Consider the following 12,866-nt stretch of genomic DNA (forward strand, 5'->3'; position numbering starts at 1 on the left):
TCGCTGCCGGCGCGTTGTTCGGTGCGTTAGCCGGACAGTCGGCACAGGCGCTGCCTGTGTCGGCGGCTCGGCCGGCCACCCCGCGGCAGCCGGCCGGCACGGCGGCGGGCAAGAAGCATGAGGTGTCCGCGTCGGCGACCAAGAGCAGAGCCCGGTCGAACCTCGCCGCAGCGGGCCCCGCCAAGGTGAAGGGCGCCGTCGGCGCCTACCGGGCCCACGGCAGACAGAACACACCGATCGGCTCGGGCAGCAGGATCCACAAAGCCCCGAAGGCCGTCTCCGCCCCGTCGGCGACAAAGCCTCGGGGCTTCCACATGTCCACCAGCGTGGAGCAGCCCAGACTCGACACCGCGACCACCACCGTCTACAAGAACGCCGACGGCACCTATACGGCGCAGATCCACACTCATGCCGTCAACCGCCGGCGCCAGGACGGCAGTTGGGAACGCATTCCCAAGACGGGCACGAGCGCCGCGTCCGGCGCGCACCACGCGGGCACCGCGTCCTACGAGACCGGCCGGACGGCGCGGGCGGCCACCGGCAACCCGACCGGCCAGGGCAACGCCTCCTCCTCGACCTATGTCGAGTCCGGGGTCACCCAGAACTTCCACGGCAACGGGCAGCTGTACGTCGGCAAGTACCAGAGCCACGACTACAACACGTTCCTCCAGTTCAGCGGCTTCGGTACGCAGTTCGCCAACGACTACGTCGTCAACTCGACGCTGTGGCTGGACACCGAGTACTCCGGCCAGGACACCACCGGCACTTGCTCCGCCCAGGCGGTGAACGTGGCGCCGGTCTCCGCCTCCTGGGATCCGACGAAGATCGACACGTACCCAGGTCCCGCGGCCGGAGCGCAGATCGGCACCGCGAGCTTCGCGGCCGGCACCGACTGCTCCAACGGCCGGCAATGGGAGGGCATCAGCCTCGACACCAAGACGGTGATGAACTGGGCCCACGGCTGGGCGTCCAACTACGGCGTGCGGCTCAGCGCGGCCTCCACCGCGGCGGCGGCCAAGGAGTTCTACGCCGACGACCCCTACCTGGCCGTCGAGTACACGCCCAACGGCGCCGGAGCGTCCTACTCCGAGGTCAGCTACGCCTCGCCCTGGAACAACCAGCCCGGCTGGGGCAAGGTCACCGTGCAGAACCGCGGTACCGCCACCTGGACCCCGACCAACGGCTACAAGCTGTCGTACCAGCTCTACACCGTCTCCGGCACCACCCGCACTCTGCTCACCAGCCCCGCCGCGACGCCGGCCGCGATGCCCTCGACAGTCGCGCCGAACAAGCCGGTCACCGTCACCGCGTCCATTCCCGCGCTCACCGCCGGGCAGACGTATCTGATCTGCTGGGACATGTCCTACAACGGGACACTGTTCTCCACCTACGGCGTCCCGCAGACCTGCTACTCCCTGCCGGTGGTGAACAACCCACCGATCATCGACACCTTCACCCCGGGCAACAACGGCTCGGTGTTCAGCCTCACCCCGACGCTGGCGGTGACGGCGCACGACGCGGACAACTACCCGGCCACCGGACTCAGTTACTCGTTCAATGTCTACGCCAACGGGTCGACGGCCGCCCTGGCCTCCTCGGGCTCGCTCACCACGCCCGTCTGGACCGTGCCGTCGGGCAAGCTCGCCTGGGGCAAGACCTTCTACTGGACCGCACAGGTCAGCGACGGAAACGCCGCCTCGCTCTGGTCGGCGCCCGACTACTTCACCATCCCGTCCGCCCCGCAGCCGCTGGTCACCGCGCACCTCGGCGCGGCTCCGTACGACGCCACCGTCAAGGGCGTCGACCCGCAACTGGGCGACTACTCGACCGAGACCACCGACGCGACCGTCCGCGGCCCGGCCGAGGGCCCGACGCTCAGCGTCGACCGCACGTACAACAGCCTGGACCCGGGAGTCTTCAAGGCGTTCGGTGCGGGCTGGTCGTCCGTGTTCGACATGCGGGCGACGGAGGACGCGGACGGCTCGGGCAACGTGGTGATCACCCTGGCCGACGGGCGACAGGAACGGTTCGGCGCCAACGGCGACGGCACCTACAGCCCGCCGGCCGGTGACTACGCCGTCCTGTCGGCGCCGCCGGCCGGATACGGCACCAGCGGCTTCATGCTGACCCAGAGGTCGGGCATGCGGTACCTCTTCCAGAACCAGGTCACCGATCCGGTCACCGGACAGGCGTACTGGGGCCTGACCGAGTTCGGCAACCGCAACGGCCACGGCCTGGACCTGGAGTGGAAGCCGGTCACCCTCACCCTGCCCGACGGCAGCACGATCCAGCCAGAGGAGCCGACCCAGATCGGCTACTCCCTGGACCAGGACAACGGCTTCAACGACGGCGCCACCAACCACCTCCCCGACCAGACCGTCCTGCTCGAACTCACCTGGGGCGTCCAGCAGGTCACGGCGTCCGACGGCACGGTGAAGAACGTGCCGCACGTCGGCCAGGTGACCACCCGCAGGGTCTCCGGGACCGTCAACCCGTGGACGTACGGCTACGACAGCGCGGGCGACCTCACCTCGGTGTGCCCGCCGGCCTCCAGCTCCACCCCCTCGACGGCGTGCACGAAGTACGGCTACACCTCGGGCAGCGGTTCCGGATCGCACTTCGCCTCGATGGTCCTGGACTCCAACCCCACCGACTACTGGCGGCTCGGTGACGCCACCGGCTCCGCCACGGCCAAGGACGCCGTGGTCGTGGGCGAGGGCACCACCGACGCCACCCTGGCCAATGTCACCCTGGGCCAGACCGGGCCGCTGGCCGGCACCCCCGCCACCGCGGGCTCCTTCAACGGCACCAGCTCGTACATGGCGTTGCCCGACAACCTGCCGGCGAACAGCACGAACCTCGCCGTCGGCATGTGGTTCAGGACCACTCAGGCGGGCGGCACGCTCTTCTCGTACCAGAGCGGCAAGCCCGGCACCTCGGTCTCCTCCGGCTACGTCCCGTCGATCTACGTCGGCACCGACGGCAAGCTCCGCGCCGAGTTCTGGAACGGACACGCCGCTCCGATGGCCTCGCCGAGCGTGGTCAACGACGGCACATGGCACTACGTGGTGCTCTCCGGCGCCCGTACCGACCAGACCCTGTTCCTGGACGGTGCCAAGGTGGCCACCCTCACGGGCAGCACCATCAGCTTCGGAGCCTGGCCCTACACCACCGTGGGCGCGGGCGAACTCGCCGGCTCCTGGCCCTCGGTCCCGTCCGGCAACGCGCTGGGCTGGTTCAACGGCCAGATCGAGGACGTCTCCTTCCTCCAGCATCCGCTCGGCCTGCCCGCCGTGCAGCAGGAGTACGCCTCCGCCACCCTCGCCTCCCGCGAACTGACCGGCACCACCCTGCCCTCCGGCAAGACCGCGCTCACCGTCGGCTACAACGCGCTGACCGACCGCGCGTCCACCGTCACCGACGCCGACGGCGGCAGCTACCAACTGGCCGCCCCGGTCACCACCGGCAGCAACGACTACTACTACGGCGCCGTCCGCGGCACCCGCCCCTCGCTCGACTACCCGATGACCGAGTCGTCCGGTCTCACCGCCGCCGACCAGTACGGCATCGACACCACGGCCGACGGCGCCTCCGACGGCATCTACAACGACGTCATGCTCGGCGAACCCGGCATCTTCGGTCCCGGCGGGGACTCCGCGGCCGGGTTCAACGGCACCTCCTCCTATCTGTCGCTGCCGTCCGGGGCCCTCGACGACAGCGGCGGCAGTGCGTCCGTCGCCCTGTGGTTCAACACCAAACAGGCGGGCGGTGTCCTCTTCTCGTACCAGAACGGCCAGATCGGGACCACGCTCAGCGGCAACTACACCCCGGCGCTGTACATCGGCTCCGACGGTCTGCTGCGCGGCCAGTTCTGGGACGGCAGTCTCTCCCCGATGGCGTCCAAGGCGGCGGTCAACGACGGCAACTGGCACCTGGTGACGCTGACCGCGAGCGGCACGACCCAGACGCTGTGGCTCGACGGACAGAGCCAGGCCACCCGCAGCGGCAAGTCCATCGCGGGCCAGGTGAAGACCTGGGGCGAGTCCACCGTCACCGTCGGGGCCGGATACATCGCCGGCTCCTGGCCCAAGCCTCCCACCAACGCGCTCGGCTACTTCACCGGGGAGATCGGCCAGGTCGGGATCTACCGTACCGACATCGGCCAGAGCAGCGTCGAGGCCGCGCTCGGGCTGTACCAGGCCAAGGGCTCGGCGACGCTGCTCATGCCGTCGACCAGGACGACGGTCACCGACCCCGCGCAGCACACCGAGACCTACGCCTTCGACCCGGCGAACGGCTTCCGCACCACCGCCGTCACCGACGCCCTCGGCGGAAAGACGACGTACGCCTACGACTCCCTCGGCTTCCAGGACGCCGTCACCGACCCCGACGGGCACGCGACCAGCCGTCAGCACGACGCGTACGGCAACGTCCTGTCGACGACCACCTGTCGGCAGGTCAACTCCTGCCAGACGTCGTACTTCAGCTACCACACCAACGCGGCGAACCCGATGGACCCGCTGAACGGCAAGGTCCTCTACGCCGCCGACGCCCGCTCCGGCGCGACCGGTACCGCCGACCCGGCCCACCGCACGGCCTACACCTACACCCCGTTCGGCGCCCTGGCCTCCGTGACCACACCGCCGACCGGCGACTACCCGAACGGCCGGACCACCCGCTACCGGTACTACAGCAAGAGCGAGACCTACACCGACAACGTCGGCCGTGTCGACACCGAGCCGTTCGGCATGCTCGCCTCGGTCACCGACCCGAGCGGCAGGGTCACGCGCTACCACTACTGCGGCACCTACTCCCTCGGGCAGGTCTGCAGCGAGACGGCCCCGTCCGGCCAGGTCGCCTACTACGGGATCGACACCCTCGGACACCGCACCTGGAAGGCGGTCGGCTCCGACACGTACCCGGTGACGTTCACCTACTACGGGGCGCCCGTCGGCGGCGTACAGACCCAGTACACGTACGACGCCCTGGGGCGCACCGCCACCATGACCGGCCCGGCGACCACTGACGCGGTCAGGGGCGTCACCCACACGCCGAAGACGACCTATGGCTATGACGCGGACGGCGACCTGCTGTCGACGTCGACCGCCGACACCACCGGCCACGACACCACTCGCGCCACCGTCTACACCTACGACGACAACGACCGCGTCAAGACCGTCACCGACCCGGCCGGCTCCGTCACCGCGTACACCTACGACACCTTCGGCCGCAGGGCGACGCAGACCGACCCGGCCGGCACCACCTACCGCTACGCCTACTCGCCGACGGGTCAGCTCCTCACCACCACCCTGCTCGGCTGGACCGGGGACCCGACCGCGCCCTCCGATCCGACCGACCTGGTCATGGAGTCCCGGGCCTACGACCCGGCCGGGCGGCTCGCGTCCGTCACCGACTCCATGGGCCGGACCACCTCCTACAGCTACTTCGACGACAACCTGCTGCAGTCGCAGACCGATGCCTCCGGCACCTCGTCCGCCGTCACCACCAAGGCGTACGACTACGACGCCGCCGGCAACATGACCTGGGAGTGCGACGTCTGGTCCGGCACGGCCTGCGTCAAGCAGACCCAGTACACCGTGGACGCCGCCGACCGCATCACGAAGACCGCGGTCGACCCGTCCGGCGTCAACCGGATCACCGTCAACACCTTCGACCCGGACGACAACGTTCTGTCCCGCGTCCTCACCGGCGGTGGCCAGACCCGGCAGATCGGCTACTCGTACGACGCCGCGGGAAACCGCACCGCGCAGTCCGTGCGGACCGACACCACCGGCCCGACCGGCTACTGGCCGCTCGCCGAGGGCGCGGTCGGCGCCGCCGACTCCTCCGGGAACGGCTTCACCGGCACCCCGGGCACCGGCGCCTCCTGGGGCCCGCCCGGCAGCAACTACACGTCCTTCAACGGCACCTCCGGCGCGATCCTCACCAGCGGCACACCCGTGGTGGACACCAGCAAGGCCTTCTCCGTCTCGGCGTGGGCCTATCTGAACGCCACCAGCACCACGAAGGACTTCACGGTCGTCAGCCAGCAGGGCGCCCAGAACAGCGCCTTCCAACTCGAGTACAACCACACCACCAAGTCCTGGGCCTTCGTCCGGGCGAGCAACGACACCACCTCCGCCACGAGCTACGTCGCCTCCGCCACCGCGGCTGCCACGGCCGGCACCTGGACCCATCTGGTCGGCGTCTCCGACGCCCTCGGGAACATGAGCCTCTACGTCAACGGCGTCGAGGTCAGCGGCGTCTGCGACGGCTGCACCGCCGTGTCCGACCCCACTCCGATGGCCAGCACCGCGGGCGTGGCGATCGGCCGGGGCAAGGCCGCGGGCGCCTCGGTCAATTGGTTCGCCGGCCGGATCCACGACGTCCAGCTGTACGGACGCGAGCTCACCGGCGCCGAGATCGGCCAGCTCTACTCGTCGTCCACCACCACCGGCGAGTCGCCGGTCTCACTGGGTGCGGCGGGCTGGTGGAAGCTGGACGACGGCGAGAACCCGACCGCCGGCGACCGCTCCGGCGCCGGGAACGCCGGCAATCTCAACGCGTCCACGAGCTGGTCACCGGAGAACGGCGGCTCCGCCGTCTTCACAGGCGCCGGACAGATCACCACGGGCGGGCCGGTGCTCGACACGGCCAAGAGCTTCTCGGTGTCCGCCTGGGCGAAGATCACCACCACGCCCAGCGGCACCTGGCAGACCGTCATGGCCCAGCAGGGCACCCAGGCCGCCGGGTTCTCGCTCGACTACAACCCGACCGCCGGCCGCTGGGCCTTCGACCGCGCCACCACCGATGTCGCGTCACCCACCCTCGCCGGCGCCACCTCCACGGCGGCCCCCACCCTCAACACCTGGACCCACCTGGTCGGCACGTACGACGCGAGCAGCGGAAAGATGACGCTGTACGTCAACGGCACCGTCCAGAACACGGCGACGGACACCACACCCATCGCCGCTTCCGGACCGTTGGTGATCGGACGCGGGTACACGGCCGGGGCGGCCGCCCAGTACTTCAACGGCTCGATCGGCAACGTCCAGACGTACAACCGCGTCCTCACCGCGGCCGAGGCGGCCTCCCTGCACACCTCGGGCGGCACCGCGGGCTCCGCGCCGCAGACCACCTCCTGGACGTATGACCAGCGGGGCCTGCCGCTCACGATGACCGACGCACGCGGTAACGCCCCCGGCGCCACCGCGTCCGCGTACACCACCACCTACACCTACGACGAGGGTGGCCGGCTCACCACCACGTCCTCCCCGCCCGTCAGCACCGAGACGGGCGGGGGCGCCGCCCAACAGACCGTGGCCGTAGCGAAGTCGGGCTACGACACCTTCGGCGACCAGGTCGAGTCCGACGACGCCGACGGGAACATCGTCACCACCACCTACGATCTCGACGGGCGCGTCCAGGCCGTGTCCGATCCCGCGTACACCCCGCCGGACGGCTCCGGCACGATCACCCCGACCACCTCGTACACCTACGACGCGCTCGGCGACGTGCACACCGTGACCGACCCGCTGAACAAGATGGCGTCGTACGTCTACGACCAGCTGGGCGACCAGGTCCGGCAGACCCTGCCCGGCGACAGGGTCACCCACATCGGCTACGACACCGACGGCGAGGTACTGAACACCACCGAGCCGACCGGCGCCCGGACCGAGGCCACCTACGACGCTCTCGGCCGGCGCGCCACCAGCACCCAGGTGGAGCGGAAGCCCGCCTCGGCGGCCTACACGACGACATACGGCTACGACGGGCTCGGCGACCTCACCTCCATCAAGGACCCGCTGGGCAACACGGCCACCGCGACCTACGACGCACTCGGCGAGACCAGCACCGTCACGGACCCGCTCGGCAACACCACCGCGTACGCGTACGACGCCGCCGGGCAGGTCGTCAGGACCACCGCCCCCGACTCCACGGCGACCACCCAGGGCTACGACCAGGCGGAGCGCCTCGTCTCGACCGCACGCCTCGACGCGAACGGCGCCACCCTCAGCTCCACCTCGTACGGCTACGACGCGGCGGGCAACCAGACCTCGGCCACCGACGCGCGGCAGCATACGACCACCGCGACCTTCGACGCGCTGAACCGGACCGTCAGCCAGACCCAGCCGGTGGACGCGACCACCTCGATCACGACCTCCTTCGGCTACGACGCCGCGGGCAACGAGACCCGTTACACCGACGCCGACAAGAACGCGACCTCCTACACCTACAACCCGCTGGGCACACAGGAGACCAGCGTCGCTCCCAGCGTCACCGGCCTCACCTCGGCCGCCGACCGCACCACGACCTTCTCCTACGACGCCGACGGCAACCAGCACACCATCACCCGTCCCGGCGGGGTCACGATCACCGAGACCCATGACGAGAACGGCTTGCTGACCGCCGAGTCCGGTACCGGCGCCGAAGCCGCCACCGCGGCCCGTGCCTTCGGCTACGACGCCGACGGCCGCCTCACCTCCGTCTCCGCACCGACCGGCACCGACACCTTCGCCTACGACGACCGAGGCCTCCTCCTCACCATGGCCGGCCCCGGCGGCACCGCGAACTACGGCTACGACCCGAACGGCGACATCGCCACCCGCACCGACGCCACCGGCACCGCCACCTTCGGCTACGACGCCGACGGCCGTGTCGACAGCGAGTCCGACCCGCTGACCGGCACCACGGCCACGCTCACCTACAACCAGCTCGGCCAGACCAAGGGCGTCAGCTACGGCACGGGCGGCGCCACCCGCAGCTACGACTACAACACGTCCCACCAGCTCACCTCCGACGTCCTGAAGACCCCTTCGGGGACCACGGAGGCGTCGGTGGCGTACACGTACAACGCCGACGGCCAGATCGCCACCCAGACCACCACCGGCACCGCGGGCTCCGGCACCAGCACGTACGACTACGACTACGCCGGCCGTCTGAAGTCCGCGGCCACCGGCTCGGCCACCACCAGCTACGGCTACGACGCCAACGGCAACCGCACCAGCGCCGGTTCCGCCACCGCCACCTACAACGCCCGCAACGAACTGACCTCCGTCACCAGCGGGTCGGCCACCACCACCTACGCCTACACCGCGCGCGGAACGACGTCGAGCGTCACCTCCGGCGGCTCCACGACCACGTACACCTCCGACGCCTTCGACGAGCTGACCGCCACCGGAACCGGCGGCAGCTACGGCTACGACGGCCTGGGCCGTCTGGCCACCGCGACCTCGGGCGGCCGCAGCGCCACCTTCAGCTATGCCGACGGCACCAACAGCCCCGTCTCCGACGGCACCCAGGACTTCGCCCGGGACCCGTACGACGGCGTGCTCGCGGTCGGCGCGGCCGACGGTACGGGCGCCGGCCTCGCCCTGACCAACAGCCATGGCGACGTCACCGGCACCTTCACCGCCACCGGCACCGCGCTCACCGGCTCCACCGCCTACGACGCCTACGGCACGCCCACCTCCACCAGCGGCAGCAGGACCGACCTCGGCTACCAGTCCGGCTGGACCGACCCGGGGACGGGCTACGTCAACGCCGCCGCCCGCTGGTACAACCCCGCCGCCGGAGACTTCACCAGCGCGGACACGGTGAGCAACCCGCCCACCCCGGCGGTCAACGCCAACCCGTACGCCTACGGAAACGACGACCCGCTCGACGCCACGGACACCTCCGGCCACGACGCCTGCTCCAGCGACGACATCAAGGCACAGGAGGAGGCCTACGAGGCCCAGCAGGCCTGGCTCAAGCAGTGGCAGGCGGGCGCCTGGGACCGGCTGGAGAAGTACTCCCGGGACCAGCACGAGGCCTGGGAGCGGGAGAACGCCCGGGAGATGGCCCGCCAGGCCGCCGACGAACGAGCCCTGCAGCAGCAGATCGCCGACCAGGAGCGGCAGTTCCAGAACGAGTTCGACGAGGCGATGAACTGGCAGCCGTCGGTCCACTCGAGCGGCCACGGCTCGGGCTCCGGCAGCGTCTCGTACGGCAACTCCTATGGCTCGTACGGCTCGTCCGGGAGCAACTACTCGTCCCTCTACTACGGAGTCGCGCTCGGCGGCGCGCTGTCCTACGGCTACGGCGCCGCGAGTTCCGCGAGCGGCGGGGCCGCGGCCGAAGGCCTGGAAGCGGTCGGCGACGTCATCTGGGAGGAGCTCGCCTCCGCCAGTGCCGAGGAACTCCTCTTCGGCCTCGCCCTCGCCGCCTCGACGGCCGACGACTGTGGCGCCCACGGCATCCCGACCCGCCCCAAGAACCAGAACGTCGGGGGCGTCAACACCACCCCCGTCATCGGCACCACTCCGGACGAGGACGCGGCCGCGGCCGCCGCCCACCAGGCCACCAGCTCGTCGGCGGCCGTCGACACGGGCGTCGCGACGGCCACCAACGGCTCCGCCGGCAACGGGACGGCGACCGACGAGGACACCAAGTGCGGCACCCTGCCGCGTGACGTTCGCTACCAGTATCAGGACCTCGACGACGAGAACCGGGCCCAGGGGGCGACCGCGTTGATCTGTCCGTCGGACCTCAAACCCAGCGGCAGCAAACGGGACAGCATTTCATCGGTCCCGGTGGCCGGATTCCCGGACGGCCCCTCGAACAGTCTCGGCCCCGGAAGGGCGACCTACAACAAGACCCACATCATCGGTGACCAGTTCAACGGGGCACCGAAGGCCGAGAACCTCTTCACCGGATTCGACCGTATGAACAAGAGCGGCATGCGGCGGTGCGAGAAGAAGATGGAGGCGCAACTCAAGCAGGGCAACTGGGTGCACTATTCCGGAACCCTGGAGTACGCCAACGACACGGACCCCATACCCACCGGAATACACATGACGGCCAGCACCAAGGCCGGGCCGCTGTTCGACGTGACAGTGGAGAACAACTCGAGCTGGCAGGACACATGCTGAACGTTGCGGACCTCGAACGCACCATCCAGGGACTGCGGGCCCTGCGTCCGGCCTCGGCCCGCCGGGTCGACTGGCCCACCCTGGAGCGCTCACTGGGCGTCGGCCTGCCGGCGGACTTCAAGGAGTTCGCCGAGGCCTACCCCCCGGTCGAGATCGACGAATTCCTGCGCATCTGGAGTCCGACACCCGGACGGGAGGAGGAGTTCGTCGAAGGAGTGCGGTACGGCCTTGAGATCCTGCAGGATCTGCGGGAGTCCGGCGACACCGAGGACTACACGGCCTACCCGGAGCCGGGCGGGCTGCTTCCCTGGGGCGAGTCACTCGACGGCGACGTCTTCTACTGGCGTACCGCCGGCCCGGATCCGGAGCGGTGGCCCGTGGTCGCCAGCGGGCGCAACGGCGCCTGGTGGGAGTGCGCGGGCGGCATGCTCGCGTTCCTGGTCGGCGTGGTCGACGGGACGGCCGAGAGGTCCGAGCTGCCCGACGGCGTCCTCGGACCGGCCGCGTCCGTGGTCCTGCTCGGTGCGTGAGGCGGACCGGCCTCCCGCTCACGGCTTCCGCGCCACCGCCCCGTACATCGCGATGTCCTCGTCGCGGATGGTCTCCTCGTCCGTGCCGTCCGGATGCCACTTGTGGACCTGGACGATGCCCGGTTCGACGAGGTCGAGGCCCGTGAAGAACTCCTCGGCCTCGGCGAAGGTGCGCAGTCGCATCGGCATGTCGCGGGCCGCGTACTCGCGGGCGACCCGCCCGACCTCCTGCGGCGCGAACTCCGCGGTGCCGATCGACATCGCCAGGTAGCTGCCGGACGGCAGCGGTTCGAGGAGGCGGCGGACGATGCCGACGGCGTCGTGCTCGTCGAGCAGGAAGTGCACGATCGCGATGACGGTCAGGGCGACCGGCTCGGCCAGGTCCAGGGTGTCGCGGAAGGCGGGCGAGTCCAGGATCGCCGCCGGGTCGCGCATGTCCGCCTCCACGTACGCCGTCCTGCCCTCCGGCGCGCTGTTCAGCAACCCCTCGGAGAGGGCGAGGACCAGCGGGTCGTTGTCGACGTAGACGACCCGGGCGGCGGGGGCGGCCGACTGCGCGATCTCGTGGATGTTCGGCGAGGTGGGAATCCCGCTGCCGATGTCGAGGAACTGCCGAACCCCCGCCTCCTCGGCGAGCCATCGCACCGCACGGTTCATCCAGTCGCGGTTGGCCCGCATATGGATCGGCAGGGCGGGCCACTCCCGGCACATGGCGTCGCCCGCCTCCCGGTCGGCGGGGTGGTGGTGCTTGCCGCCGAGGATGTAGTCGTAGATCCGCGCGGCGTGAGCCGTTTCGTCAACTCCCATGCAGAACAGGGTAGTTGGTGGGCGCCTGGCGCGCTTCGGACGGGGCGTGCGATTTCTTCGATCCGAGTCCGTGTGCTGGAGGAAATCTTCGATCCATCAGCTGTGGCTGGAGTGTGCCCCTGCCGCCCTCCGACGCTGACGAACACCGTCAGAGGACCTCGGAGGAGAGGAAACACCATGACCACCACGAGCAGCCGAGCGACGTCACCGCCCGGCACGGTCCACCCGTGGCGCTGGGCCGCGCTGGTGGCCCTGCTGCTCGGCGAGGCGATGAACCTGCTGGACGCCACCGTCGTGCAGGTCGCCGCGCCCGCGATCCACGCCGATCTGGGCGGGGCGGTGGCGGACGTGCAGTGGTTCGGTGCCGCCTACACCCTGCCGTTCGCGGTGCTGCTGGTCACCGGCGGGCGGCTGGGTGACATCGCCGGGCGGCGGCGGGTGTTCGTCCTCGGGGTCGTGGGATTCACGGTCGCGTCCGTGGCGTGTGCCCTGGCGCCGAGCCCGGCCGTGCTGATCGGCTTCCGGGTGGTGCAGGGGGCCGCGGCGGCGGTGATCATCCCGCAGTCCGTCGGCCTGATCAAGGCGATGTTCTCGGGCCCGGAACTCTCTCGTGCGC

General features: G+C 70.3%; 3 protein-coding genes and 1 pseudogene. 3 read left to right on the forward strand and 1 reads right to left on the reverse strand.

The features are described 5' to 3' along the window. Positions 1-122: 122 nt before the first annotated feature. Both ACWC09_RS20385 and ACWC09_RS20390 read left to right on the forward strand, forming a co-directional pair. A complete protein-coding gene (locus ACWC09_RS20385; protein ID WP_450851957.1) occupies positions 123-10,913 on the forward strand; it encodes a LamG-like jellyroll fold domain-containing protein in 10,791 nt (3,596 codons plus the stop codon). Continuing rightward, positions 10,907-11,443 (forward strand): SMI1/KNR4 family protein, encoded by a 537-nt coding sequence (locus ACWC09_RS20390; protein WP_450851958.1) that lies wholly within the window; start codon positions 10,907-10,909, stop codon positions 11,441-11,443. The genes ACWC09_RS20385 and ACWC09_RS20390 overlap by 7 nt, the downstream gene beginning before the upstream one ends. 18 nt (positions 11,444-11,461) lie before the next feature. Here the strand turns inward: ACWC09_RS20390 and ACWC09_RS20395 are convergent, their stop codons facing one another. Further along, positions 11,462-12,250 (reverse strand): SAM-dependent methyltransferase, encoded by a 789-nt coding sequence (locus ACWC09_RS20395; protein WP_450851959.1) that lies wholly within the window; start codon positions 12,248-12,250, stop codon positions 11,462-11,464. 270 nt (positions 12,251-12,520) lie between these two features. Here ACWC09_RS20395 and ACWC09_RS20400 point away from each other — a divergent pair. After that, positions 12,521-12,817 (forward strand): annotated as a pseudogene (locus ACWC09_RS20400) (MFS transporter); the annotation flags it as partial. Positions 12,818-12,866 lie beyond the last annotated feature (49 nt).

The sequence above is a fragment of the Streptomyces sp. NPDC001617 genome (genome assembly GCF_053596855.1).